Below are 25,475 nucleotides of genomic sequence, written 5' to 3'. Positions count from 1 at the left end.
CAAGGGAGAGCGCCGTGGCCTATGAACACATTCTCTATGAGGTGAACGACAAGATCGCGACCATCACGCTCAATCGCCCTGATCGCATGAATGCGTGGACGCCGATCATGGAGAGCGACGTGCGTCACGCGATGGAAGCGTCAAGTGCCGACGACAATGTCCGCGTGATCGTGCTCACCGGCGCCGGTCGCGCCTTCTGTGCCGGCGCCGACATGGATGCGCTGAAGGGGCTCGACCCCGATGACGTCAGGCGTGCCTCGAACCTGCCGCCCTTCGACATGAATCGCCGGCCGGATTGGCAGACGCGCTACGGCTATTATCCGTCGATCAAGAAGCCTGTGATCGCCATGCTCAATGGCGCCACGGCGGGCATCGGCCTCGTCCACGCGCTGTATTGCGACCTGCGCTTTGCCGCCGACAACACCGTGTTCACCACCGCCTTCGCGCGGCGTGGCCTGATCGCCGAGCACGGCATCAGCTGGATGCTGCCGCGGATCGTCGGCCACGCCAATGCGCTGGATCTGTTGCTCTCGGCGCGGCGCGTATCAAGCGAGGAAGCTTTGCGGATCGGGCTGGTCAACCGGCTCTCTCCGCCGGAGAAGCTGCGCGAGGAGACCTACGCCTATGCGCGCGATCTCGCCGATTTCGTCTCGCCGAGTGCGATGACCGTCATCAAGCGTCAGCTCTACGAGGTCCCGTTCCAGACGCTTGCCGAGGCGACGATCGAGGCCAACCGGGAGATGATGGTGGCGTTGAACGGGAGTGATTTCAGGGAAGGCGTGGCGAGCTTCATGGAGAAACGGCCGCCGAGGTTTACGGGGAGGTAGGGGAAGGATTCGGAGACAGTCCGTCTTCGCCCTTCGGGCTTCGCCGGACACCACGCTTCGCCCTTCGGGCTCCGTCGTGGCTGCGCCACGCGTAGCCCGAAGGGCGAAGCGTGGTGGAGCCAGGCGGGATCGAACCGCCGACCTCGTCATTGCGAACGACGCGCTCTCCCAGCTGAGCTATGGCCCCTTTGCTGGCCGCTCTGGTGAATGCGGCCGACAACCGGGCGCCATTTAAGTCCCCGCCAAGGTCAAGTCAAGGACGGGCGTAACCCGGTTTTAGCCATTCCGGTGCCCGAACTTCCCTTGTTTGGGCCTGACGGAACCGATATCTAGCAAAAGGCGTCAATCCCGACCGAGCCAGAGTTTTCAAAAAGCCAGAGGCCTCATAAGCCATGCGTGCCGTTCTCGACATCGTCATCATCGTGCTCGACCTCTACGTCTGGCTGCTGATCGCCTCCGCGATCCTGTCCTGGCTGATCGCCTTCAACGTGGTGAACACCCGCAACCAGTTCGTGTCGGCGGTGGCGGAGTTCCTGTACCGGATCACCGAGCCTCTGCTGGCGCCGATTCGCAATTTCCTGCCCAGCCTCGGCGGTCTCGACATCTCGCCGATCATCCTGATCCTGATCATCATGTTCGTCGAGCGGGTGATCCTGTACTACATCTACCCGAATGTGATCTGAGCAGGCTGGAGCGCCTTTGGTTGCCAAGGAAGCTCATAAAGAACCCTGGCGCTACTCGGCCACAGGAATCAGCATCGCGCTGCGGGTGACGCCGCGCGGCGGCCGCGACGACATCGACGGGATCGAGCAATTGGCCGATGGCCGCAGCGTGCTCAAGGTGCGGGTGCGCGCCATCGCCGATGGCGGCGAGGCCAACAAGGCGGTTCTGGTGCTGCTGGCGAAATCGCTCGGCGTTCCCAAGGCCAGTGTAAAGCTGCTATCCGGAGCCACCTCACGGCTGAAGCAGATCGCGATCGATGGCGATCCGGCGCGGCTCGGAGAAACCCTGCGCCAGCTTGTGTCGGCCAAATCGAACGACTGAGGGAACTGACATGACCGCTGAGATCATCGATGGAAAAATCATTGCCGCGGAGCTGCGCGCCCGGGTCGCCGAGGAGGTCGCCCGCGTCAAGCGCGAGCACAATCTGGTGCCGGGCCTTGCGGTCGTCCTGGTCGGCAACGACCCCGCCAGTGAGGTCTATGTCCGCTCAAAGCACACCCAGACCCAGGCCGCCGGCATGGCCTCGTTCGAGCACAAGCTGCCGGCCGACGTCTCGCAGGGAGATCTGCTGGCGCTGGTCGCAAAGCTCAACCGCGATCCGGCCGTGCACGGCATTCTCGTGCAATTGCCGCTGCCGAAGGGGCTGAACACCGAAGCCGTCATCAACGCCATCGACCCTGCCAAGGACGTCGATGGGCTGCATCCGAACAACGCCGGCCGGCTCGCCGGCGGTTTCGAGGCGCTGTCGCCCTGCACGCCGCTCGGCTGCATCATCCTGACGAAGAGCGTGCACGCCTCGCTCGAGGGCATGAACGCCATCGTCATCGGCCGCTCCAACCTGGTCGGCCGCCCGCTGGTGCAGCTGCTGTTGAATGAAAACGCCACAGTCACGATCGCGCATTCGCGTTCGCGCGATCTGCCGCGTCTCGTGAAGAAGGCGGACCTCGTCTATGCCGCGGTGGGCAAGCCCGAGATGGTGCGCGGGGATTGGCTGAAGCCGGGCGCGACCGTGATCGACGTCGGCATCAACCGCATCCCGAAGGAAGACGGCAAGACCCGTCTCGTCGGGGACGTCGCCTATCAGGAAGCGCTCGGCGTGGCCGGTGCAATCACCCCGGTACCGGGCGGCGTCGGTCAGATGACGGTGGCGTGCCTGCTGGTGAACACGCTGCGGGCCGCCTGTGCGATTGCAAGGCTGCCGAAACCGGCGGTGTAAGTAAACTCTCGTGTCCCGGACGCGGCGCGGCATGAAATGACGCGACGCCGAGCCGGGACCCATGGCGCCACTGTACTGGGCCCCGGCTCAGCAGCGCATCGTTTCACGCTGCGCCGCGTCCGGGGCACAGAAACCTAGCCCTTCTTTTTCTTCTCGCGCTCGATGCCTTCGAGGATCAGCTTGTGCGCTTCCTCAGCGTCGCCCCAGCGCAGGATCTTCACCCATTTGCCCTTTTCGAGATCCTTGTAGTGCTCGAAGAAGTGCTGGATCTGCTGCAGTGTGATATCAGGCAGATCGGAATAGCTCTTCACCTTGTCATAGCGCTGCGTGAGCTTGGACGACGGCACCGCCAGGATCTTCTCGTCGCCGCCGGCTTCGTCTTCCATGAACAGCACGCCGACCGGACGCACGCTCATGACGGCGCCGGGAATGATGGCGCGGGTGTTGATGATCAGCACGTCGCAGGGATCGCCGTCATCCGACAGCGTGTGCGGGATGAAGCCGTAGTTGCCGGGGTAACGCATCGGCGTGTAGAGGAAGCGGTCGACCACCAGCGTGCCGGCCTCCTTGTCCATCTCGTACTTGATCGGTTCGCCGCCCACGGGGACCTCGATGATGACATTGACGTCGTGTGGTACGTTTTTCCCGATCGAGACCGCATCGATACGCATTCAAGGCTCCGTTGTTGCCGAGGTGAGATCGCGCCCGGCAGCGATTTTGGCGCTGTCATACGCGGGCTTGGCCTGCTGATCCATCGCGTTTTTGTGAAATAATGAATCCGGCGATCACCGGCTCGAAAGGCAACGGTATCGACGGACGGAAAACGCTGCCGGGTAGGATTTCAGCAGCTCAATTGGTCCAAGCGAAGGCAACCTTGTCGAGCGCCTTCGGCCCGAATCGCTCGGAAGAGCGCGCCACCATGCGGCCGCCCAGGGCGCGGTAGAACTCGGTGGCAGGGTCGTTGTCCGAGAGCGCCCACACCACTATGCTCTTCAGCCCGCTCTGCATGAGGTCGCGGCGGGCGGCAGCGAACAGGCGGCGGCCGAAGCCGAGACCCTGGAATTCCGGTCGCAGGTAAAGCTCGTAGATCTCGCCGTCGAAATGCAGGCTGCGGGCGCGGTTGCGGCCGTAATTCGCATAGCCCGCGATCTTGTCACCGAACACCAGCACGCTGACGCGGCTGCCCTTGCGGATCGCACTGTCCCACCATTGCGGACCGCGGCGGTTGATCAGCTTTTCCAGCTCTGCGCCGGGAATGATGCCCTGATAGGCCGAGCGCCAGGCTTCGTCATGAGTGGACGCCACCGCAGTTGCATCTGCAGCTTTGGCCGGCCGGACCTCGATCAGGGTTGTGCTCATGGACACGATCAAACCAAGTCACCGCGCCGGCGGCAAGACCTATCGTTAATTATCGGTTAACCTGTGGACTTTCTGCATCAGTATTTCGACCATGTTGTACCGAAAGAGGACAAGCCGCTGCCTCGAACCGCAACCGCGTGCCGCGCATCGGTGCAAAACTACGTCTCGGCGGCGAGGGGACGGCAATGGCAACGCGGAAAGTCGGCCGAAATTGATTCGTTCCTACTAATCTGGCTGGCGCTGTTCGCGCTTGCCCTCGGCCAATTCATGCGGCTCCTCAATACCATCGCGCTCCTGCTTCTGCTGGCCTTGCTGACTGCGTCCCCTCTGTGCGCCGAGGTCACGTTTGGCTCCTCGGGAGGGGAGAGCGAACCGTTTCGCAGGCAAGCGTGGCGGGTGCCCGCGCCGGATACCGACCTTGCCGCGCATGCCCTCCTGTTTCGTCCCCCGGGCCCGGGTCCGTTCCGACTCGCGGTGATCGCGCACGCCTCGACGCAGAACGCGCTGCGTCGTGCGCAAATGCCGCAGCCGGAATATCGCCCGCTTGCCGCCTATCTCGTCGCGCGTGGTTTTGCCGTGCTGGTGCCGGAGCGGCTCGGCCATGGTGCGACGGGCGGCCGCTATGTCGAGGATCAGGGCGGATGTGACGAGGCCGACTATGTGCGCTCGGGCCGCGCAACGGCCGACGCGATTTCGCTCGCGCTGGGCTTCTTGCGAAAGCAGGATTTCATCCGCAAGGATGCCGCGATCGTGATCGGCCATTCCGCCGGCGGATGGGGTGCGCTGGCGCTCGCCAATGCCGATCCGAAGGCGATCTCTGCGATCACAGTGTTTGCACCGGGACGCGGCGGCCATGCCAATGATGAGCCGAACCGGGTCTGCGCGCCGCATACGCTGCTTGCCGCGGCGGCGGAGTTCGGCAAGGCGGCGCGCATTCCCGTCACATGGATCGTTGCCGCCAATGACAGCTATTTCGCGCCCGCATTTTCCCAGAAGCTCGCAGATGCATTTCGCGGAAGTGGCGGCAACGCCGACCTGCGCCTTCTGCCGGCCGTCGGCAGCGAGGGCCACTGGATGATCGAGACCGAAGCCGGCGTCAAAGCCGCAGGCAGTGCGCTCGAACGCGCGCTGAACCCGCCCAAGCCTGTGGCGACCAAGAAGCCATGACGCTGTATTTCCTGGTCAAGTTCGTCCATGTGCTTGGCGCCATCGTCATCCTCGGCACAGGAACCGGCATCGCCTTCTTCATGCTGATGGCGCATCGCACGCACGACGTGGAATTCATCGCGCGTACCGCTTCCGTGGTGGTGATTGCGGATGCGATCTTCACGCTGTCGGCGGTGATCCTCCAGCCGGTCAGCGGCGGCCTGTTGATGATGTTGTCTGCCACGTCGATTGCGGAAGGCTGGTTGCTCGCTTCGCTGGCGCTCTACGCTATCGCCGGCCTGTTCTGGATTCCCGTCGTGTTCATGCAGATCGAGATGCGCGACCTCGCGCGCAAGGCCGCCGCTCAGCGCAGCGCGCTGCCGCAGCGCTACCATGCGCTATTCCGCCGCTGGTTCGCATTCGGCTTCCCCGGTTTCGGGGCGACCGTGCTGATCCTCTGGCTGATGATCGCAAAACCGTTCTGAGAGAAGCGATGAGTGAGCGAACCATTTTGGTGCTCGGCGCCTCCGGCCTGATCGGCCGCTTCGTCACCGACGATCTGCGCGGGCGAGGATTTCGCGTCGTTGGCGTGGCGCGCAGCCTGTCGCCGGCGCAGAAAATGAGCGCGCTGGACATCGAGCGGCCGATCCTCTCGCTCGATGTGGCCGCGCTGATGCGTCTCCTCGGCGAGCATGCCGTCGATGTCGTGGTGAACTGCCTCGGCGTTCTCCAGGATGGTCCCGGCAGCAGCACGAGCGCGGTGCATCGCGATTTCGTCGCGCGCCTGCTTCAGGCGATCGGCGGCAGCGGCCGCGCGATCCGGCTGGTGCAGATCTCGATTCCCGGCACCACTGAGACCGATCGCACCGCCTTTGCCGCGACCAAGCGCGAGGCCGAGCGCCTGATCGTGGCTTCCGGCATTCCCCGTGCCGTCCTACGGCCCGGCTTCGTGGTCGCGCCGACAGCCTATGGCGGCAGCGCTATGCTCCGCGCGCTTGCCGCCTTCCCGGTCGATTTGCCTGCAAAGGAAATGGCCACGCCATTCCAGCCCGTCGCGGTCGAGGATATTTCGGCGACCATCGCCTGGCTCGCCGCACGCGACGCCGACGATGCCGCCGTGAAGGCGGTGAGCTGGGACCTGATGCAGGCGGAACCGGTCACGATGGCCGGGGTCATCGCGCCGTTTCGCGTCGCGTTCGGCACGGCGGGCTGGCCGCGTGTCGCGATGCCGCGCTTCATGCTCGATCTCGGCGCGAAGATCGGCGATCTCGCCAATCATCTCGGCTGGATGCCGCCGATGCGTTCCACGGCCATCGCCGAACTGCGCCGCGGCGTGCGAGGCGATCCCGCGGCCTGGATCGCCGCCACGGGCATCGCGCCGAAGACGCTGACGGATGTGGTAGGGCGCCGTCCCGCCACCATCCAGGACAAATGGTTCGCGCGGCTGTTCCTGGTCAAGGCGCTGATCTTCGCGAGCCTGGTCGCATTCTGGATCGTCTCGGGGTTCATCGCCCTGTTCGTGTCCTACCGCGCCGCCGCCGGCATCTTGAGCGCGCATGACTTCCCGCCCGCGCTCGTCGACCCCATCACCATCGGCACCAGCCTGATGGATATGGGCATCGGCGTATTGATCGCCTTCCGCCGGACCGCGGCGATCGGGCTGGTCGCGGGCATCGTCGCCTCGCTCGGCTACATGGTTGGCGCGGCGATCCTCACTCCCGACCTCTGGATCGAGCCGCTCGGCGCGCTGGTGAAGACGGGGCCGGCAATCGTGCTGATGCTCGTCGCGCTGCTCATGCTGGACAATCGCTGATGAACAAGTGGCCCGACGATGACGTGATCCTGTTCGACGGCGTCTGCATCTTCTGCTCGCGCTGGGTCCGCTTCGTCGCCAGGCGCGACACGGCGAAACGGTTCCGGTTCACGCCGATCCAGTCGGATTATGGGGCCCGGCTTGCGCGCACGTTCGGCATCGATCCGGATGATCCCGACACCAACGCGGTCGTCCACGGCGGCGAGGCGTTCATGAAGTCGGATGCGGCACTGACCGTGCTTTCGCAACTCCCCGGCTGGGGCTGGGTGCGCGCATTATTCGTCGTGCCGAAGCCGTTGCGGGACCCGATCTACAGTCTCGTCGCGCGCAACCGCTATCGCATCTTCGGCAAGTACGATGCTTGCTTCGTGCCTGATGCCGATCTGCGGGCGCGGGTGATCGAATAGCTCGCAATGACGGCGTGTGCGGTTACGGCCTGCCCAAAGCCGCCAGCACTTCCTTTGCCGCCCGCTCGCCGCTGTCACGCGCGCCATGCGCCGTGGTGAAGAAAGTCGGCGATGTCGCTTCTCCTGCGAAGAACAGCCGGGCATCCACCGGTGCGGCCAGCACCGCGCGATCCCCCGCGTGACCCGGCAGCGCATGCGAATAGGAGCCTCTTGCGAGCGGATCGCGGGCCCAGCGGGATTCGCAGAGCGGCCTCAGCTTGCGCCTGATCTCGTTGCCGAGGAAGCCAGCGATCTCGTCGATGCTCTGCGCGGCAATGGCGCCGTCGCCGGCCTCTTCCAGCTCGCGCGCAAAGCTGCCGCCGAAGAAGCCCTCGATGCAGGGCTGGCCGAACGGTCGGATGTGGTAGGTGCCCATGTCGGTGCGCATGGTGGCGCCACGCAGATTGGCCTCCTTCGGAAAGGCTTCGGCGTCATCGAGTGCCAGCGTCACCTTGTCGTCGACGCCCAGCGGCAGGCCGGCTGCGGCATCGACCTTGGCGGGGAGCGGCGGCGAGAAGCGGATCGCTTCCTCGGCGATCAGGTTGGTCGGAACGGTGACGATCGCCTTGGCCGCGGTCAGCGTGCCCAGGGATGTCTCGAGGCGAATGCGCAGGCTCGAATGATCGATCAGGGTGACGTTGCAGTTCAGCGCGACCGGACAGGGCGCGCTGTATGCGGCGATCAGAGCACCATAGCCGCGACGAACGCGCCAATTGGCGTCGGTGTCCTCATAGGCGTCCCAGTCCAGCGTGGACATGTCCTTGAGTTCGCAGCCGTTGATGTAGGTCGAGATCGCGTCGATCATGGGATTCCAGCGATTGCCCGGCTCCAGGCTCAGGCTCGCGGGTTCGTCCCTGCCCTTTTGCGCGGCTTCCCACAGGCGCTCGTAGAACGCGTCCATCGCGCGCATGAAGTCGTCGCGCTCGGCCTGCGGAAAGGCATTGCCGAAGGCGCGCTCGCGCCAGGGCGGCAGGTCCTTGTTGACCTCGAAATCGAGCTGTCGCGCGATCGGCACGAAGGAGTTCTTGTCCGCGGAGTGAAGCCAGCCGCAGCCGACGTCGAACGTCACCTCGGGCGAGGCCTGCACGGTCCAGGCCCGGCCGCCGAGCCGGTCACGGGCCTCCAGCACGATCACGGAGAGGCCGGAGCCCGCCAGCGCATGCGCCGCGCCAAGGCCGGCGGCACCGGCACCGATGATCGCGACGTCGACGGAGGAGGGGAGGGAGGTCATGGGCGGGCTCTAGCACGTTCGCTGAGCGCGCTGAAGGCGGCCGACGCATACCTGCCGCAGCGCACGCGGATCCAGGACGCCACCTTGTCTCCGATTGCGGACATTCGTGAAGGAGACCGGTGCGGCATCGGTCCGAGCCGACTTGTTTTTCGTGCCGAGGTTGTATTCAATTTGATATTCTCTTTCGCCCATTCTTCAAGGGATTTCCCCATGCTAAACATCGACTCGGGTGTAGAGCACAAGCGAACCGCAGTTCTGGTGGTTCACGGTATTGGTAGCCAGCGCGCGCTGGAAACTGTGCGCGGCGTCATCCGCGGTGTCTGGCGCAACAAGGGCAATCCCGACGACAAGGAAAACAAGCTCTGGACGCATCCGGAGAAGAGCGGCGTCGACATCGATCTGACGGTGATGACGACCAGCGAAGTGCCGGGATCGGCGGACAAGCGCGTGGTCGACTTTCACGAACTCTACTGGGCTCATCTCATAAGCGAGACCAAGGCGGTCGCCGTGCTGCTCTGGCTCTACGAGTTGTGCCGCAAGGGGCCGGTAATGAGAACTGGGCTGAACGCGCTCTGGTGGGCCGTGTCCATCTTTCTATGCCTGATGAACCTCTCGTTCGCCGTGCTGGCACTCAGGGGCGTGTTGCTGTTCTCGGAGACCAGCGCGCAAAATATCCTGATTGCGCCCTTCCTTCTGCTTCTATGCAGCGTCGTGTTCGGCCTTTACGTCGCGCTCAGATGGCAGGCTCTTCGTCTCGTCCTGTGGCTGGCTGTCTTCTGCGTTGCGGGTTTCGCCGCCGGCCTCGGCTATCTGTGGCTTGAGGGTGCCTTCCCCGGCGGAAACGGAGTCCTCGATGGTGCCGAGGTCTTGACGCTGATCGGTCTTCCGACCTTGGATGCTTTGCTGGCGACGTACCTTGTGATGGGACAGCAGGGATTGCGTGCGTTCTGGCGCACACTCGCGGTCTCGCTGCTCGTGTCCCTTGCCTTCATCTGGGCCGATCAGCACTGGTACGACAGATCACTAGCCGAAACCGTGCTCAGGGCATGGCCCTGGGGACTGAATTCGCCCTGGAGCGCCCCCATCGCGTTTGGTGTGATCGGCATCTATCTCGCCGCCAACGGTGCATTCCTCCAGCCTTATCTCGGCGATGCCGCGCGCTATTTCCGCGGCTCGCCAGCCAATGTCGCCGTTCGCCGGGCCATCCGGAAGGAGGCCGTGGATACGCTGGCGCGCCTGCATGATAGCGGCCGATACGACCGTATTGTCGTCGTCGCCCACAGCCTGGGCACTGTCGTCGCTTACGATATGCTGCGGGCCTATTTCAGCAGGATTTGCAACGAGTTGCCGCCGATCACACTGCTCGGCCAGGAGTTTTTGGACGTCGATGGTGCGCCGTGGCAGCCCGAGAAAATGGCCACCCATGAGGAGAAAGTGGAGCTCCGCCGCAAGGCACGGCAGTTGATCGCGAACATCGCCGATGTGACCGTCAGGCGGCCTGTCGAACAGCGGCATTTCAAGAGCTGGCTGGTAACCGACTTCGTCACGCTCGGGAGCGCCCTGTCCCACGCTTATTTCCTGATGTGCGAGGAGGCAAAGGAGCCTGATGCCGCCGAGAAGACAGGACACGAAAGGTTGCGCGCAGATTTCAGGCGTCGTGTCGAGGAGCGCGAGTTTCCGACTTGTCCGCCGAAGCGGCTCCAGCAGGATGGCTTGCTTGCCTTCGACAATCCGAGGAAGAAGATACGGCAGATCCACCACGGTGCGCTGTTCGGGTTGACGCGCTGGACCAATATCTACTTTCCGATCGAACAGATCTTCTGGGGCGACGCGATCGGCGGGCCGTTAGCCCCGATCTTCGGCCGGCACATCGTCGACCTGCCGGTCTCGACGAAATTGGCCGGCGGTGCGGACTTCTTCACCCACACCGCCTATTGGAATGTCGACCGGAAGCCCGATACTTGGAAGGCGCCGCATCTTGCGGCTCTGCGCGACGCGGTCGATCTTTCCGACGGGACACCGACGATCGACCTCATCGGTCGCGGCGAGGACGCGCCGGGCGAAGCCGGGGGTAACTCTTAGGCCACCGCTTCCTTGGCCTTTTCCGCGCGCTTGCGCTCGTTGGGGTCGAGGTGCTTCTTGCGCAGGCGGATCGACTTCGGGGTCACCTCGACGAGCTCGTCGTCCTCGATATAGGCGAGCGCCTTTTCCAGCGTCATGCGGATCGGCGGGGTCAGGCGCACCGCTTCGTCCTTCGAGGTCGTGCGGATGTTGGTGAGCTGCTTGCCCTTGAGCACGTTGATCTCGAGATCGTTGTCGCGGGTGTGCTCGCCGACGATCATGCCCTTGTAGACCTTCCAGCCCGGCTCGATCATCATCGGGCCGCGATCTTCCAGCTTGAACATGGCGTAAGCCACTGCCTCGCCCTGGTCATTCGAGATCAGGACGCCGTTGCGGCGGCCCTGGATTTCGCCCTTGTAGGGGGCGTAACCGTGGAACAGGCGGTTCATGATCGCGGTCCCGCGGGTATCGGTGAGCAGCTCGCCCTGGTAGCCGATCAGGCCGCGGGTGGGCGCGTAGAACACCAGGCGCTGACGATTGCCGCCCGAGGGCTTCATCTCGATCAGCTCGGATTTGCGCTCGCTCATCTTCTGCACGACGACGCCGGAATGCTCCTCGTCGACGTCGATCACGACCTCCTCGATCGGCTCCATGGTGGCGCCGGTCGCTTCGTCCTTCTGGTAGACGACGCGCGGACGCGACACCGAGAGCTCGAAGCCTTCGCGGCGCATGGTCTCGATCAGGATCGCGAGCTGCAATTCGCCGCGGCCCGAGACTTCCATCGCGTCCTTGTCGGCGGCTTCGACCACACGCAGCGCGACGTTGCCCTCGGCTTCGCGCAACAGACGGTCACGGATCATGCGGCTCGTCACCTTGTCGCCTTCGGTGCCGGCAAGCGGGGAGTTGTTGACGATGAACGACATCGACACGGTCGGCGGATCGATCGGCTGCGCCGGCAGCGGCACTTCGACGGTCGGATCGCAGAAGGTGTCGGCGACGGTGCCCTTGGTGAGGCCCGCGATGGCGACGATGTCGCCGGCTTCGGCTTCATCGAGCGGGGTGCGCTCGAGGCCGCGGAATGCCAGGATCTTGGTGATGCGTCCGGACTCGACCAGCTTGCCCTCGGCGTTCAGCACCTTGACCTGCTGGTTCGGCTTGAGCACGCCGGACGAGATGCGACCGGTGATGATGCGGCCGAGATAGGGATTGGCTTCGAGGATGGTGCCGATCATCCGGAAAGGACCTTCCTCGACCTTCGGCGGCGCGACGTGGCGCAGGATCAGGTCGAACAGCGGCTCCATGCCCTTGTCCTTCGGACCCTCCGGGCTATCGGCCATCCAGCCCTGCTTCGCCGATCCGTAGAGGATCGGGAAGTCGAGCTGCTCCTCGCTGGCATCGAGCGCCGCGAACAGGTCGAACACCTCGTTGATGACCTCGGTCGGCCGCGCATCGGGACGATCGACCTTGTTGATGACGACGATCGGCTTCAGGCCGACCTTGAGCGCCTTGGACACCACGAACTTGGTCTGCGGCAGCGGGCCTTCGGCGGCGTCGACCAGCACCAGGGCGCCGTCCACCATGTTGAGGATGCGCTCGACCTCGCCGCCGAAATCGGCGTGGCCGGGGGTGTCGACGATGTTGATGCGGGTGTCCTTCCACTGCACCGAGGCTGCCTTGGCCAGAATGGTGATGCCGCGCTCACGCTCCAGGTCGTTGGAGTCCATGGCACGATCGGTCACCTTCTGGTTCTCGCGGAACGTGCCGGACTGCTGGAGGAGCTTGTCGACCAGGGTCGTCTTTCCGTGGTCGACGTGGGCGATGATGGCGACGTTGCGGAGGTTCATGGGAGAGCTTCTTTGCGTTCGAACAATGGGTTAAGCGCGATCTCGCCGGTCGGACCGGGACCTCTTCTCGAAACAACGCTGGAAGACTGGAAACGGGCGCTCGCCGCCCAAAAGGGAAGCCCGGCCATATCGACCGGGCACCCTGCGCGTTGCGGCGCAATATATGCAAAAACGGCCAAAAAACAATGTGTTCTTTGGCCGTTGGTTGACTGAATTTTGTCCGGGAATTCCCGGGGCTTAGGGCCGGGTTCCTGGGTGAGCCGGGGCCTTTCGGCCCCTGATGGCGGCCCAGATCAGGGCAACGCCCCCGATCCCGACGACCAGCCCAAGGAAGACCAGCGGAGCGATGTCGGAGGCGATATTGCCATCCTCGAACACCGACACTCCTCCGAACAGCAGCGCGCAGGCACCCGGGAGCAGCATGAAGATCCCGAACATCGCCATGAGCGCGGTCAGGCAGCCGCTGCGCTTTTGCGCTGGCGGCGGAGGCGTCGGCGGAACGGGAGGCGCAGGCGGCGGTGTGTCGCTGATGCTCATGCCTGCAAGGCTCCGTCGGCCGCCTGAGCGGCCAACCCGGCGCGGATGCCGTCGATCTGTCCGTTCCGGTAGAACAGGTTGTACGTGTCGAACGGAATGATCGCGCCCTGCTCCGTCACGAAATGGATGCAGCTGCGCTTGACGTTGCCGACGCAGAAATTGAAGCGATCGAGGAACTGCACGATGGTGACGCGGAAGACGTTTTCGTAAGTGAGGCCCTGCGGCACCTCGAAGCTCGGCAGGCAGCACAAGAGTTCGCAGACGCGCTCGGAAGTGTTGAGCGGGCCCGACGACAGCGAGAACAGGTCCAAGAATTTCTCCTGGAATTTTTCCCGCAGCATCGGATATTTTTCCGGGCTGATGGTGTTGGGCATCACTGCAACGAGCTGCTCCTGCGGGATCAGCGACGTCAGCGGCAATACCTTCTCGCCGCTGCGCAGGCCGTAGCCGATCGAGATGCTCTCGGGGTTGCAGGGCAGCGGGATCATGTCCTTGTCGCCGAACACGCCGGTCTCGATGACGCGCTTGCGGATCTCCGACAGCATGATGCGGTCGGTATTTTTGTCGAAATTCTCGTTGCGGCCGGCATCCTGGACCGGCTGCAGCGTGACGCCGCGAACGCACTTCCAGGTGAGGGCATGGCGGACGATGTTGCCGATCTCGGCGTCGTTGACGCCGCGCTTGATGGTCGCGACCAGCGTGGTCGAGATGCCGTAATGCTCGAGATTTTCCAGCGCCTGCCGGCGGATCTTGCGCAAATCCGCGCCGCGCAGGTTGATCAGCGCATCGCGCTGCAGCGAATCGAACTGGAGATAGACCTCCAGCCCGCGCCTGTTCTCGGCGAGCCGTGCCACGAAGTCCTTCTCGCGGGCGATGCGCAGGCCGTTGGTGTTGATCATGACGTGGCGGATCGGGCGGGCGCGCACGGCGTCCAGGATCTCGAAGAAATCAGGATGCAGCGTCGGCTCGCCGCCGGATATCTGCACGAGATCCGGCTCGCCCTCGCTCGCGACCAGCGCATCGAGCATCTTTTCCACCGTCGCGAGCGGAGTGAACTTGGTTCGTGCCGGCGAGGATTCGGCAAAGCAGACCGGGCAAGTGAGATTGCAGTGCTCGGTGATCTCGATCAGCGCCAGGCAGGAATGCTGCTCGTGATCGGGACAGAGGCCGCAATCATAGGGGCAGCCGAATTCCGTGCGGTGCTGGACTTGCAGCGGCCGGTCGCCCGGCTTGATGAAATCCTTGCACAGCCGCCAATAGGCTGCATCCGTCGACACTAGCGTCGACTGAGTGCCGTGCTCCCTGCAGCGCTTTTCGTACCAGACTTCGTTGCCCTGAATCTGGATCTTGGTCGGCACCAGCTTCAGGCAGGTCTCGCAAAGGGATTGGGTCTGGCCCCAGAAGATGTAGGGACGCGACTTACGCAACGGCGCGTTCATGCAGGGATCTCGCTTTGGCTGCCGTCGCCAGCATGAATGCGGCGTAGAGCAGGATGGACAGCGACAGCAGGTGAAACAGCGTGAAAGGACCGATCAGCGTGCCGTAGGGCTTGAGGAATTCCCATAGGAAGCGCTGCGCTCCATAATAGGCGAGAACCAGGTAGAAACCGTTGGTGATGGTGAAGGCGTTTCGGTTCAAGACCGCCCGCAGATAGACAAGCGCGAAGGCGGCCATGGCTGCACTCTCGTAGAGCTGGACCGGATGGCGAAGGACGCCGTCGCCGAAATCGTGGCTGAAAGGCAGCGCCGTCGGCGTGCCGTAGGTGAAGTCGTCGAGGCCCGCGAAATAGCATCCAAGGCGGCCGATCGCGATGCCGAGCGCCAGCGGCAGCGCAAACCGGGCGCCGGTTCGCACCGCGATGCCTGCGGACCATTTGTAGAGCTCGATCGCCACGGTGCCGCCGGCCAGCGCGCCCTCGACCGAGCGCGCGATGCCGCTCTGACCCGACAGCCACAGATTGGCAGAGCCGAACAGATAGGCGCCAATTCCGGCGCCGAACACCAGCGCGGCGATATAGGGCAGCTCGAAGGACTGCGCCGGAAACTGCAGGCCCTGTCGCGCCAGCCAATAGACGGCGGCAGCCGCCGCCAGCCACGCCGCGATATCGAACAGAGTGTGAAGGAAAGCCCCGCCCATGCGGGGATATTATAGCATGGCAGATGTTGAGAAGCGCGCGGCACATATTTGTGCCCTCTCCCCTTGTGGGAGAGGGCAGCTCCGCTATTTGCCACACGCTCATTTGGGTGAGGGGTGTCTCTCCGCGAACTCAACAACCGTGGGACTCGCGGAGAGAACCCCTCATCCGGCGCTTCGCGCCACCTTCTCCCACAAGGGGAGAAGGAAGAAAGTGCCTCTACCCCGCCTCCCGCTCCTCGGTTGGATAAACCCCGCGCAGCACCTCCTCGAAATGCATTTTCACGGCATCGTTGCACAGGCAGGCGCGAAGCTTCAGGCCATCGCGGTTGCGGACCAGGATCGAGCCGCGCCTCGTGTCGAGAATTCGCTCCGCCTTGAACGACTGAAGCACGCGGCTGGCATAGCTGCGCCCGACCCCGAGCAACGTCGCGAGTTGTTCGTGGGTCAGCGGCACGCTGGTCTCGTCGCCGGTCCGCTCCATCGCCGCCAGGATCCATTTGGCGGTGCGCTGCTCTATCGAGTGGATCGCGTTGCAGGCGGTCGACTGGAAGATCTGGGCCAGCAAGCAATCGGCATAGCGGGCGAAGATGTTGCGCAGCGACGCCGAGCGCAGCTTGGCCGCTTCCAGCTTGGCAACGTGAATACGCGCAAACGGCCCGCCGAACTTCACGCAGATCCGCGTATAGGCCGGCAGAAATCCCTCGCTGACGATGCCGCCTACCGCGCCTTCGCGGCCGACCAGAATGGTTTCGACGTCGCGGCCGTCCTCGTTGGGGACGAGAAAGGTCGCGAGCGACGGCCCGCAGGGGAAGTGGACGACCTGCACGTCATCGCCGGGATTATAGAGCAATTGGCCCGCTGCGGAGTCCTCGAAGGTCACGTGCGGCGCAAGGAGAGCATAGTCGGCCTGGCTCAGACGCCGCAGCAGATTGTTGGCCGGCCGGCTCTCGACCTCGGTGACCTTGCCGATACGCGCATCCATCGTGAAACTCCCGTCCCTTCCCCCACCTTACCGAGTTCCGCGCCTCGCCTGTGTGCACAAGTGGACAGACTGGACAACGATGATGTGGTGAGTTTCGTTCCGGGAACCCCCGATGCGCTACGCGCAGGCATCGTGTCGCGGCAGTCCTGATCCTAAAACCCCAACGCAAGATGCGATCATGGCACCCGTACTTCCCAACGGCTCAGGTTGGCCGGCCGATGTTCTGATCGTCGAGGACGATCCGATCATCGCAATCGATTTCGAGGACCGTCTGCTCGGATTTGGTGTGACCGGCGTGCGGACCGTCGGTTCGGTGACGCAGGCGCTGGACGCCATTGCGAAGCGTACGCCCGACTTCGCGCTGCTCGATGTCGAACTGATCCGCGAGACCAGCTTTGCGGTCGCCGAGCGGTTGATCGCGCTGGAGGTTCCGTTCGTTTTCGTCACCGGCTATGGCGCCGAGGCGCGCATTCCGCCCGAACTGGCGGGCCGGCCGCGGTTGCAGAAACCGTGTTCGAGCGATGCGCTGGAAGCGGCGCTCAAGCTACGCGCCGCCAATTGAAGCATGATCCGGAAAAGTGCGCAGCGGTTTTCCGAAAAGATCATGCTTGACCAACAACCTAAAGCGCGATGACGATTCATCCTCATCGCATCGCGCTTTAGCAATCAGCCTTGCTTCGGATCGAGCGTGGTCGACCACAGCGCCACGTCGGTGCGGTCGCGCAGGGTCACCGTCATTTGACCCGAGGCGCCGTCGATCTTGACGTGGCCGAAGAACTGCATGCCGGCGGACGGCGGCAGGTTCTGGCTGTCCTTGCCCGGCGCCTTGACGAAGCGAACCTCGGGGCCAAAGGTGTTGTCGAGCGCGTTCGGACCGAACGTACCAGCGTGCAGCGGACCCGACACGAATTCCCAGAACGGCTCGAACTCCTGGAATTGCGCCTTGTTCGGATCGTAATAATGCGCGGCGGCGTAATGCACGTCCGCGGTCAGCCACACCGTGTTGGTGATCGGCGCCATCTTGATGAAGCGGAGGATGTCGGCGATCTCGAACTCGCGACCACGCACCGGACCGTCGCCCTGTGCAATGGCTTCCGAGCCTCCCTTCGGCGTATCCGAGACAATCAGGCTGATCGGCATGTCTGACGCGATCACCTTCCATGTCGCGCGCGAATTGAGGAGGCCGCGCTTGAGCCAGGCGATCTGGTCCGGGCCGAGAAAGTAGCTGGCGGGGCCGTAGGCGGTCTCGATATTGGGCCCGTTCGGGCCGCGATAGCTGCGCTCGTCGAGCACGAACACGTCGAGATGCGGGCCGTAGGCGATCTGGCGATAGACCCGGCCGGGCTCCACGATGCTTTCCCGCATCGGGTACATCTCGTGGAAGGCGCGCCCCGCGCGGGCCGCGAGCAGCGAGATGTCCCGCACCTTGTAGGCGGCCGGCAGCTCCTTCGACAGCGACCAGTTGTTGGTCACCTCGTGGTCGTCCCACTGCACGAAGATCGGCACTTCGGCATTGAAGGCTCGAAGGTTCGCGTCGGTGAGATTGTATTTGTGCGCGGCGCGGTACTCGTCCAGCGTCTCCGCGACCTTGGACTTCTCCGGGATCGTGACGTTCTTCCAGACCTTGCCGTCGGTGAGCTTCACCTCGGATTGGATGGGACCGTCGGCATAGATCGTGTCGCCGGAATGGAGGAAGAAATCCGGCCGGTGCTTGCGCATCGCCGAAAAGGTCAACATGCCGCCGTCATCGGGATTGATGCCCCAGCCCTGGCCGGCGACATCGCCGCCCCAGACGAAGCTGACGTCGCGGCGGTCGGCCGGCGCGGTGCGGAAGCGACCGGTCACGGCTTCGCCCTCGACCGCGTTGTACGAGAGATCGCGGAAGCGGACGCGGTAAAAGATGTCCTGGCCGCCCGGCAGATTCTCCAGCAGCATTTTTGCCGTGAAGTCGCTCTCCGGCAGCGCCGCGACCGGCGGCAGCGCACGGGCATCCCTGAACGTATCAGTCGTCGCCACCTCGATCAGCATCTGTGCCGGCCGGTCGGTACGCGCCCACACAACACCGCCATCGACCGTGACGTCGCCAGACTGCACGCCATGAGTGACCGCCGGCCGATCGGCCGCGCGCGAGAGATACGGCATTGCCATCGTGCCGAGCGCACCGGCGCTGGTGGCGAGGAAGCGGCGGCGGGAGAATTTGATGTTCATGAAGGATGGTTCGCTGACTGGCTTGTGCGCCTCTCACACCGTCATTCCGGATTCGCGCTGCGCGCTCCGGAATGACGGTGCGAGTTATATTGAGACAATGTGACGCAGCCATTACGCCGGCAAGCGCCTACGCGTTGCCGGCGGCCCTGAACTGCGCGCCGGCGCGCTGCAGGTTCTGCGGCAGGCTCATCAGCAATGCCTTGCGGTCGGCGACCGCAGAATGGAACTGGTCGAGTGCGATGTTGAAGGCGGTGAGTGCGCCTTCCTCGATCGCACCGTGATCGTAGCAGCGCAGCGTATCGCGCAGGATGTCGTCGGCCTCGGTCTGCATCTGGTCGAGCTCTTCGGCCGTCTCGCACTTGCGCGCAGCGGCGATCATGTCGAGCAGGCGTTCGCGCTGATGATTGTTGCTGTCGCGCTCGTCCTTCTTCAGGTATCCGGCGAACCAGGCGCCGATCGAGCCCATGGCGGAAAGCGCCATCAGGCTCCACCAGATGTAGTCGCTGTATTTGTCGAGAAAGGTCTTTTCCTCGCCGTCGACGAAGGCGGCCGCACCTGGGTGCACCGGGATCACCGCATCCTTGTCCGTATCAGGCGTTTCGATCTTCGCCGCGAGCGGAAATTCCGTGACCAGTTGCTGGCGAACGGCGAAGAGCTGGCGCGTAAACGCCGCAATGGTGGTTTCGGCCACGCCCTTGCGCGCCACGATGTGGTGCGAAAAGCTGATGGTCTTCACCTCGTCCTCCGGGCGGGCAGGCGAGCCGCCATAGGTGCCGGCGGGAATCTCGGACGCTTCGTAGACCGGATGGTTTTGCGCGATCGCATCCGCCGAATCGATCGCGAGGAAGGTGGGCGCGCCGAAATCCTTGGTGGAGGCGGCGATCGCATCCGACGTTATCTTGCTGTTGACGGGGCCGGCCGCGAGATAGACGTCGGCCTTCTGCGCCTTGATCGCCTCGGCGGCTTCGTTCGCCGGGAATTGCACGATCTCGACCTTGGCGGGATCGATGCCGTACTGCTGGAGGATCACCTTGAGCAGATTGACGTTGGCCTGGGTGCGGCCGACCACGCCGACGCGATGGCCGGCGAGCTGCGAGATCTTGGTGACCTTCGCGCCCCGCTTCTTGCCTTTGCCCGGCACGGACCATAGCACCACGACGTTCTTGCGCAGGGTCGCGACCGCTTGCGCGTTCTTGGGCACGTCGACGTCGCCGCGCACGATGGCGAGATCGACCTTGCCTTCCGCGAGCGCGTCGGCGCTCGCCGTGGCGCCGTCGGTCTGGAACGGCCGCAGCCGTACCTGAGCCTTGGTCTGGGTGAAGGCCTGCGTCAGCGCCTGCACGACCTTGATGTCATCGCTGTTGGCAGGGCCGACCGCGATCTTGAGCGTCACCGGACGCATCGCGAAGTAATAGCCGCCGGCGAGCGCGCCCACGATCGCAAGCACGAGTGCCAGAGACACGAGGGCCGTCTTCCGCGCCGCCGATCGCGGCGAAGGCGGAGGGGGCGCTTCGGCCAGGTCCAATCCCCCGGTCATCGATCTCCCAAACAGGCGCTTCAGGCTCAGTTTCATCTTGGCCGGCGATCTACCGCTGCAATTGTAGCAAATTTCCTTGTCCGGCGGGGTTACATCTCCGTCATGGTTAGCGGACGCAGGAAATCCCGTATGAACCCGGGCGGCGGCGCGGTGTTAGAGTAAAGTTCCCCCCAAAAGGCAAGGAGACGATCATGGCAGAACGGCTCTCGGCGGAGGAGCGTAGGCAGGCGCTGGGCGGACTACCGGACTGGAGTGAGGTCCAAGGCCGCGACGCCATCGGGAAGATCTTCGTCTTTAGGGATTTCAACGAGGCGTTCGGCTTCATGACCCGCGCCGCGCTGGTGGCCGAGAAGATGGATCACCACCCCGAATGGCGCAACGTCTACAAGACGGTGGAGGTGGTGCTGTCGACCCACGACGCCGGCGGCGTCACCACGCGCGATATCGCGCTGGCCAAGGCGATGAACGCCATCGCAGGCTGACACTTGACGGATACTTGGCTGACGTCTTGCAGGGATCGGCCGCATCCCCATCTTGTGATCAGCCGGGACGGGACGACCCTCCGCCTTCGGCAGAACGGGGAGTTTTTGAGCATGGCTGCCGAGCACAGCGTCGGCTTCGAGCCGGCCGATCGGCTCGCGGAAGATCGCGAGAGCGTGCGCCGCCGCTTCTGGCGCAAGCTGAAGCGTGTCGCCGCGCACCTGCCGTTCGCGGAAGACCTGCTTGCCGCTTATTACTGTGCGTTCGACCGGCAGACGCCGCGCCACGTCCAGGCCTCGCTGCTCGGGGCGATTGCCTACTTCATCCTGCCGTTCGACTTCGTCACGGACGTGATGCCGATGCTCGGCTTCGCCGATGACGCTGCCGTGCTCGCCACTGCCATCCGCATGGTTGCCGGCCACATCACGAACGAGCATCGCGAGGCCGCCCGCGCCGCGCTGCGGCGTGGGGTGGAGGAAGTGGAAGCAGACGCTTGAGCTTACCCCGAGCGCGCTGTCATTCCCCGCGACCCGGCTACGCCAAGGCTTCGCCGGGGTTGAGGTCCAGGGGCGCCGAAGCTTTAGCGCAGGCGGCAAGCGGGGAATCCAGTACGCCGCGGCCTCTCGGTTCAATCACTGCAGTCTCTGGAATACTGGATCGCCCGGTCGAAGCCGGGCGATGACAGCTGAGTATGCGGAAGCAGCGTCGCGATGGACGCCGCCTCACGGATGCAAGATCACCTTGCCCATGGCCTGACGTCCCGCCAGCACCTTCAGCGCGTCCGCGGTCTGGGCGAGTGGGAAGGTGCGGTCGACATGCGATGAGATCTTTCCCTCCGCCGTCCACTTCACGAGCTTTTCCAGATTGGCGCGGTTCTTGGCCGGGTTGAGCCGGGTCCATGCGCCCCAGAACACGCCGCGGATGTCGCAGCCCTTCAGCAAGGCGAGGTTCAGCGGCATCTTCGGAATGTCGCCGGCGGCAAAGCCGATGACGAGGAAGCGGCCCTCCCAGGCGATCGAGCGCAGCGCCTGCTCGGCGTAAGCGCCACCAACCGGATCGAAGATGATGTCGACGCCCTTGCCGCCGGTGAGCTTGCGCAGGCCTTCCTTCAGATCTTCCTTGCCGTAGTTCAGCGTCAGCTCGGCGCCATGCGCTTTCGCGAATTCCAGCTTCTCGTCCGACGAGGCGCAGGCGATCACCTTCAGGCCCATCAGCTTGCCGAGCTCGCAGGCGGCGAGGCCGGTGCCGCCGGCTGCGCCGAGCACCGCGAGCGTCTCGCCCGGCTTCGGGCTCGCGCGATCTTCCAGCGCATGCAGCGCGGTGCCGTAGATGATGATGATGCCGGCCGCGCGGTCGTAGTCGAGATTGTCGGGGATCTTCACGATCGATGCCGCCGGCAGCGCGATCTTCTCGCGCGCGCCGTTGTGGCCGCAGGATGCGACGACGCGGTCGCCGACTTTCAGATCGGTCACGCCGGGGCCGATGCTCTCGATCACGCCGGCGACTTCCGCCGCCGGCGAGAACGGGAACGGCGGCTTGATCTGGTACTTGCCCTGAATCATCAGGATGTCGAAGAAGTTCAGCGCCGCCGCCTTGATCGCGATCACGGCTTCGCCGGGACCGGCCACCGGATCCGGCACCTCGGCCAGAACGAGATCGTCGGGCTGGCAATATTGCGAGCAGAGGATGGCTTTCATGGCGGCACCTGAGGCGTTTCGAGTGGAATTATAGTTGACCCGTTTCTGCCGGATTTAGACACGGGCGACAATCCGGTTTCTTTGCCCAAAGCCATGGGCAGCCCTATCCTCGCTACGACGAAATCCACGGAAATAGGGATTCAAACGATGTTTGAAACAAGCCTGCTCAAGAACAAGCGCATCCTCGTCACCGGCGGCGGCTCGGGCCTTGGCGCGGCGATGGGCCGTCGCTTCCTCGCGCTCGGCGCAGAGATCGTGATTTGCGGCCGCAAGCTCGACCGGCTGGAAGCAACCGCGCGCGAGATGCGCGAGCAGGCGGACGGCAAGGTCACGACGATCAGCTGCGATATTCGCGACGGCGCGGCCGTCGACAGCATGATGGATCAGATCTGGCGCGAGGCGCCGCTCGACATCCTCGTCAACAATGCCGCCGCGACCTTCATCGCACAGAGCGAGCATCTCTCCTTCCGCGCCGCGGATGCGATCCTGGCGCCGACGCTGCATGGCGCGATGTATTGCACGCTTGCCGCCGGCAGGCGCTGGATCGCGGGCACGCATGGCGGCGTCGTGCTGTCGATCCTCTCGACCTCCACCATCACCGGCCGCGCCTTCACGGTTCCGTCAGCGATGGCGAAGTCCGCCCTGCTGGCGATGACCAAGAGCCTTGCGGTGGAGTGGGGCCCGAAGGGCATTCGCACCGTCGCGATCGCGCCGGGTCCGTTTCCGACCGCCGGGGCGTCCGGGCAGCTACGCCCCGAGGGCCGCGATGAAGGATGGGCCTCGCGCAATCCGCTCGGCCGCGCGGGCGAGCATAGCGAGCTTGCCGATCTCGCCAGCTTCCTGGTCTCCGACCGCGCCGGCTACATCAATGGCGAGATGGTGGTGATCGACGGCGGCGCGCATCTGCGCAGTTCCGGCGCCGAGGATTTGCTCGGCTGGACTGAGGCGCAATGGGCCGAGCAACGCGCCGCGCGATCCAGGGCCTAGCCACAGCGATACCGCTAACTGCCTTCCCAAATTGGACTTTCCCGGCTATCCCTGCCCGGGGACAAAGCGCGGTCGGGCCATCTTCCAGTCACAATATTGAGGGAACCACTCCGAGCATGTGGCGGGTGCTGATTCTAGCTTTGATGACTGGCGTCATGGCCGGGGGAATCGTCGATTCCGCGCGGGCGCAGACGGCGCAACCGGCGCCCAAGTCCGTTCCAAAAGAGTCCGCTCCAAAAGAGGCGACACCGAAGCCGGCTGCGCCGCCAGCCCATACGACCGCGAAGGGGGCTTCGAAGCCCGAGAGCAAACCGGCGGCCTCGCCCGCGGGAGTTGCGGGTGGCGCCGAGCCGACCTTGATCGGGCAGTTCGGCACCTGGGGGGCCTATGCGGCGACGCCCAATGGCAAGAAGGTCTGCTTCGCGCTGGCCAAGCCTTCGTCGTCGAAGACCAATCCGCCGAACCGGCCGCGTGATCCCGCCTATGCGTTCGTCTCGACCCGGCCGGCGGAGAAGGTCAACAACGAAGTCTCGGTCATGATCGGTTATGCGCTGAAGCCGGGCTCGGAATCGACCGTCGAGGTCGGTGGCGCCTCCTTCGCGATGTACACGCAGGGAGACGGCCTCTGGATCAAGAACGCGGCCGAGGAGGAGCGGATGGTCGAAGCCATGCGCAAATCCGCCGACCTCGTGGTCAAGGGGGTCTCGGCCAAGGGCACGGAGACGACCGACACCTTCTCGCTGAAGGGCCTTGCCCAGGCGCTCGACAAGATCGCCCACGACTGCAAGCGGTAAGGCTAGGCAGGTGACGGTCGCAATCGGCAGTCCCGGTTGCTATATAAGGCTGGTTCCAGATTTCTTCCGTCATTCCGGGGCAATGCGCAGCATTGAACCCGGAATCTCGAGGTTCCGGGTCTGGTCCTCAGGGTCGCTTCGCGATCCCTTCGGACCATCCCGGAACGACGACAACAAATTCCAGGCCCATCGATGCAAACCTTGACCGAGCCGCACAACGCAATCCTGGTGGAGAAGACTCCGCTCGAAACCTATGTGCCGCCGGCAAAACCGTCGCTGATCGGCCTGTCGCGCACCGAGCTTGCCGATCGCCTCGGCGAGATCGGCGTCGCTCCGGCCCAGCGCAAGATGCGCGTGCAGCAGCTGTGGCACTGGATCTATTTCCGGGGCGCCCAGAGTTTTGACGACATGACTTCGATCTCGAAGGGCATCCGCGCCGATCTCGCCCAGCATTTCACGGTCGACCGGCCCGAAGTCGTGGCCGAGCAGATCTCCAACGACGGCACCCGCAAATGGCTGCTGCGGCTGCCGAGCGGCGATTCCGTTCAGAAGGCGCATGAAGTCGAGTGCGTTTACATCCCCGAGACCGACCGCGGCACCCTGTGCGTCTCCTCGCAGGTCGGCTGCACGCTGAACTGCGCCTTCTGCCACACCGGCACGCAGCGCCTGGTGCGCAACCTCATCGCCGGCGAGATCGTCGGACAGGTGATGGTCGCGCGCGATCGTCTGAACGACTGGGCCGATCGCGAGGACGGCACGCGCCGCGTCACCAACATCGTGATGATGGGCATGGGCGAGCCGCTCTACAATTTCGACGCGGTGCGCGATGCGCTGCTGATCGCCGGCGACAATGAAGGCATCGGCATATCCCGCCGCCGCATCACGCTGTCCACCTCCGGTGTGGTGCCGAATATCGTGCGCGCCGGCGAGGAGATCGGCGTCATGCTCGCGATCTCGCTGCATGCCGTGCGCGACGAGCTGCGCAACGAGCTGGTGCCGCTCAACCGCAAATATCCGATCAAGGAGCTCTTGCAGGCCTGCCGCGACTATCCCGGCGCCTCGAACGCGCGCCGCATCACCTTCGAATATGTGATGCTCAAGGGCGTCAACGATTCGCTCGACGATGCGAAGCTGCTGGTGAAGATGCTCAAGGGCATTCCGGCCAAGATCAACCTGATCCCGTTCAATCCCTGGCCCGGCACCGCCTATGAATGCTCGGACTGGGACCAGATCGAAAAATTCTCCGAATACATCTTCAACGCCGGCTATTCCTCGCCGGTACGCACCCCGCGCGGCCGCGACATCCTCGCCGCCTGCGGCCAGCTCAAGTCGGAGACCGAGAAGCTCAGCGCACGCGAGCGCCAGGCGCTGCGCGCCATGGCGATGACGGATTGAGGATGCGTGCCCGCGCTCTCGCATCCCCGTCATTGCGAGCGAAGCGAAGCAATCCA

26 protein-coding genes and 1 tRNA gene are annotated in these 25,475 nt (G+C 64.3%); 15 read left to right on the top strand and 12 right to left on the bottom strand.

The features are described 5' to 3' along the window. The first annotated feature begins 14 nt into the window (after positions 1 to 14). The gene (locus IVB23_RS20485) at positions 15 to 827 is read left to right on the top strand and encodes an enoyl-CoA hydratase (RefSeq protein ID WP_247799816.1); all 813 of its coding nucleotides are present in this window, start codon (positions 15 to 17) and stop codon (positions 825 to 827) included. Between the two features lie 111 nt (positions 828 to 938). Here the strand turns inward: IVB23_RS20485 and IVB23_RS20480 are convergent. Beyond that, positions 939 to 1,014 (bottom strand) — tRNA-Ala (locus tag IVB23_RS20480). Between the two features lie 205 nt (positions 1,015 to 1,219). Here IVB23_RS20480 and IVB23_RS20475 point away from each other — a divergent pair. From IVB23_RS20475 to folD, 3 genes are read left to right on the top strand one after another with little or no spacing between them, the layout of a single operon-like run. Beyond that, complete coding sequence (locus IVB23_RS20475; protein ID WP_028177047.1) at positions 1,220 to 1,510, top strand: YggT family protein; 291 nt, start codon at positions 1,220 to 1,222, stop codon at positions 1,508 to 1,510. A gap of 16 nt (positions 1,511 to 1,526) precedes the next feature. Then, positions 1,527 to 1,871, top strand: coding sequence for a DUF167 domain-containing protein (locus tag IVB23_RS20470; protein WP_247799815.1), 345 nt, complete (start codon positions 1,527 to 1,529; stop codon positions 1,869 to 1,871). 10 nt (positions 1,872 to 1,881) lie between these two features. Continuing rightward, positions 1,882 to 2,766: a bifunctional methylenetetrahydrofolate dehydrogenase/methenyltetrahydrofolate cyclohydrolase FolD gene (gene folD, locus IVB23_RS20465; protein WP_247799814.1), complete on the top strand. Its 885-nt coding sequence runs from the start codon at positions 1,882 to 1,884 to the stop codon at positions 2,764 to 2,766. 134 nt (positions 2,767 to 2,900) lie between these two features. Here the strand turns inward: folD and ppa are convergent, their stop codons facing one another. Continuing rightward, a complete protein-coding gene (ppa, locus tag IVB23_RS20460; RefSeq protein WP_028177050.1) occupies positions 2,901 to 3,437 on the bottom strand; it encodes an inorganic diphosphatase in 537 nt (178 codons plus the stop codon). A gap of 178 nt (positions 3,438 to 3,615) precedes the next feature. Then, entirely contained in the window at positions 3,616 to 4,125 is a 510-nt protein-coding gene (locus IVB23_RS20455) for a GNAT family N-acetyltransferase (protein WP_247799813.1), read from the bottom strand. Between the two features lie 267 nt (positions 4,126 to 4,392). Between IVB23_RS20455 and IVB23_RS20450 the strand changes: the two genes are divergently transcribed. Genes IVB23_RS20450 through IVB23_RS20435 form a run of 4 tightly spaced genes read left to right on the top strand, consistent with a single transcriptional unit; the run spans position 4,393 to position 7,491 of the window. After that, positions 4,393 to 5,292, top strand: a complete 900-nt coding sequence (locus tag IVB23_RS20450) for an alpha/beta fold hydrolase (RefSeq protein ID WP_247799812.1) — start codon at positions 4,393 to 4,395, stop codon at positions 5,290 to 5,292. Next, complete coding sequence (locus IVB23_RS20445) at positions 5,289 to 5,756, top strand: DUF2269 domain-containing protein (protein ID WP_061880110.1); 468 nt, start codon at positions 5,289 to 5,291, stop codon at positions 5,754 to 5,756. The genes IVB23_RS20450 and IVB23_RS20445 overlap by 4 nt, the downstream gene beginning before the upstream one ends. Positions 5,757 to 5,764: 8 nt before the next feature. After that, complete coding sequence (locus IVB23_RS20440) at positions 5,765 to 7,084, top strand: SDR family oxidoreductase (protein WP_247799811.1); 1,320 nt, start codon at positions 5,765 to 5,767, stop codon at positions 7,082 to 7,084. Next, on the top strand, positions 7,084 to 7,491 hold the full coding sequence (locus tag IVB23_RS20435; protein WP_061880112.1) for a thiol-disulfide oxidoreductase DCC family protein: 408 nt from the start codon (positions 7,084 to 7,086) through the stop codon (positions 7,489 to 7,491). The genes IVB23_RS20440 and IVB23_RS20435 overlap by 1 nt, the downstream gene beginning before the upstream one ends. Before the next feature lie 22 nt (positions 7,492 to 7,513). Here the strand turns inward: IVB23_RS20435 and IVB23_RS20430 are convergent, their stop codons facing one another. Continuing rightward, on the bottom strand, positions 7,514 to 8,761 hold the full coding sequence (locus IVB23_RS20430) for an NAD(P)/FAD-dependent oxidoreductase (RefSeq protein ID WP_247799810.1): 1,248 nt from the start codon (positions 8,759 to 8,761) through the stop codon (positions 7,514 to 7,516). Here IVB23_RS20430 and IVB23_RS20425 point away from each other — a divergent pair. Further along, positions 8,690 to 10,843 (top strand): hypothetical protein, encoded by a 2,154-nt coding sequence (locus IVB23_RS20425; RefSeq protein ID WP_247799809.1) that lies wholly within the window; start codon positions 8,690 to 8,692, stop codon positions 10,841 to 10,843. The two genes, IVB23_RS20430 and IVB23_RS20425, sit on opposite strands and share 72 nt — an antisense overlap. Here IVB23_RS20425 and typA read toward each other — a convergent pair. The 5 genes from typA to IVB23_RS20400 form a co-directional block, all read right to left on the bottom strand. Continuing rightward, positions 10,840 to 12,666: a translational GTPase TypA gene (gene typA, locus IVB23_RS20420; RefSeq protein ID WP_061880115.1), complete on the bottom strand. Its 1,827-nt coding sequence runs from the start codon at positions 12,664 to 12,666 to the stop codon at positions 10,840 to 10,842. The genes IVB23_RS20425 and typA overlap by 4 nt on opposite strands. 237 nt (positions 12,667 to 12,903) lie before the next feature. Further along, positions 12,904 to 13,203, bottom strand: coding sequence for a hypothetical protein (locus IVB23_RS20415; protein WP_061880116.1), 300 nt, complete (start codon positions 13,201 to 13,203; stop codon positions 12,904 to 12,906). Next, positions 13,200 to 14,642, bottom strand: a complete 1,443-nt coding sequence (locus tag IVB23_RS20410) for a radical SAM protein (protein ID WP_197965073.1) — start codon at positions 14,640 to 14,642, stop codon at positions 13,200 to 13,202. The genes IVB23_RS20415 and IVB23_RS20410 overlap by 4 nt, the downstream gene beginning before the upstream one ends. Then, positions 14,623 to 15,339 carry a prolipoprotein diacylglyceryl transferase family protein gene (locus tag IVB23_RS20405; protein ID WP_197965074.1) on the bottom strand — a complete coding sequence of 239 codons (717 nt, stop codon included), beginning with the start codon at positions 15,337 to 15,339 and terminating at the stop codon, positions 14,623 to 14,625. Before IVB23_RS20405 ends, IVB23_RS20410 begins: the two co-directional genes overlap by 20 nt. Positions 15,340 to 15,556: 217 nt before the next feature. After that, positions 15,557 to 16,321 (bottom strand): Crp/Fnr family transcriptional regulator, encoded by a 765-nt coding sequence (locus IVB23_RS20400; protein ID WP_061880119.1) that lies wholly within the window; start codon positions 16,319 to 16,321, stop codon positions 15,557 to 15,559. A gap of 178 nt (positions 16,322 to 16,499) precedes the next feature. Between IVB23_RS20400 and IVB23_RS20395 the strand changes: the two genes are divergently transcribed. Further along, the gene (locus IVB23_RS20395; protein ID WP_061880120.1) at positions 16,500 to 16,883 is read left to right on the top strand and encodes a response regulator; all 384 of its coding nucleotides are present in this window, start codon (positions 16,500 to 16,502) and stop codon (positions 16,881 to 16,883) included. Between the two features lie 104 nt (positions 16,884 to 16,987). On the opposite strand, the gene IVB23_RS20390 is transcribed toward IVB23_RS20395, so the two are convergent. Together IVB23_RS20390 and IVB23_RS20385 are read right to left on the bottom strand one after the other, a co-directional pair. Further along, positions 16,988 to 18,529, bottom strand: coding sequence for an alkaline phosphatase D family protein (locus IVB23_RS20390; RefSeq protein ID WP_247799808.1), 1,542 nt, complete (start codon positions 18,527 to 18,529; stop codon positions 16,988 to 16,990). A gap of 127 nt (positions 18,530 to 18,656) precedes the next feature. Continuing rightward, complete coding sequence (locus IVB23_RS20385) at positions 18,657 to 20,102, bottom strand: TAXI family TRAP transporter solute-binding subunit (RefSeq protein ID WP_247799807.1); 1,446 nt, start codon at positions 20,100 to 20,102, stop codon at positions 18,657 to 18,659. A 155-nt stretch (positions 20,103 to 20,257) separates the two neighbouring features. Here IVB23_RS20385 and IVB23_RS20380 point away from each other — a divergent pair, with 155 nt between their 5' ends. Both IVB23_RS20380 and IVB23_RS20375 read left to right on the top strand, forming a co-directional pair. Beyond that, a complete protein-coding gene (locus tag IVB23_RS20380; protein ID WP_061880123.1) occupies positions 20,258 to 20,548 on the top strand; it encodes a 4a-hydroxytetrahydrobiopterin dehydratase in 291 nt (96 codons plus the stop codon). A 111-nt stretch (positions 20,549 to 20,659) separates the two neighbouring features. Then, positions 20,660 to 21,043 carry a YkvA family protein gene (locus tag IVB23_RS20375; protein ID WP_061880124.1) on the top strand — a complete coding sequence of 128 codons (384 nt, stop codon included), beginning with the start codon at positions 20,660 to 20,662 and terminating at the stop codon, positions 21,041 to 21,043. A 225-nt stretch (positions 21,044 to 21,268) separates the two neighbouring features. Here the strand turns inward: IVB23_RS20375 and IVB23_RS20370 are convergent, their stop codons facing one another. Then, positions 21,269 to 22,243 (bottom strand): NADPH:quinone oxidoreductase family protein, encoded by a 975-nt coding sequence (locus tag IVB23_RS20370; RefSeq protein WP_061880125.1) that lies wholly within the window; start codon positions 22,241 to 22,243, stop codon positions 21,269 to 21,271. Between the two features lie 147 nt (positions 22,244 to 22,390). Between IVB23_RS20370 and IVB23_RS20365 the strand changes: the two genes are divergently transcribed. From IVB23_RS20365 to rlmN, 3 genes are all read left to right on the top strand, one after another. Then, the gene (locus IVB23_RS20365; RefSeq protein ID WP_197965076.1) at positions 22,391 to 23,230 is read left to right on the top strand and encodes an SDR family oxidoreductase; all 840 of its coding nucleotides are present in this window, start codon (positions 22,391 to 22,393) and stop codon (positions 23,228 to 23,230) included. A 116-nt stretch (positions 23,231 to 23,346) separates the two neighbouring features. Then, on the top strand, positions 23,347 to 24,024 hold the full coding sequence (locus IVB23_RS20360; protein ID WP_247799806.1) for an invasion associated locus B family protein: 678 nt from the start codon (positions 23,347 to 23,349) through the stop codon (positions 24,022 to 24,024). Between the two features lie 192 nt (positions 24,025 to 24,216). Next, positions 24,217 to 25,419: a 23S rRNA (adenine(2503)-C(2))-methyltransferase RlmN gene (rlmN, locus tag IVB23_RS20355; RefSeq protein WP_247799805.1), complete on the top strand. Its 1,203-nt coding sequence runs from the start codon at positions 24,217 to 24,219 to the stop codon at positions 25,417 to 25,419. Positions 25,420 to 25,475 lie beyond the last annotated feature (56 nt).

Origin of the sequence: Bradyrhizobium sp. 191, from assembly GCF_023100985.1 — a bacterium.
Lineage (GTDB): Bacteria > Pseudomonadota > Alphaproteobacteria > Rhizobiales > Xanthobacteraceae > Bradyrhizobium > Bradyrhizobium diversitatis.
Note: the sequence above shows the minus strand (reverse complement) of the source record. Positions and strands in the feature narration are given on the sequence as shown.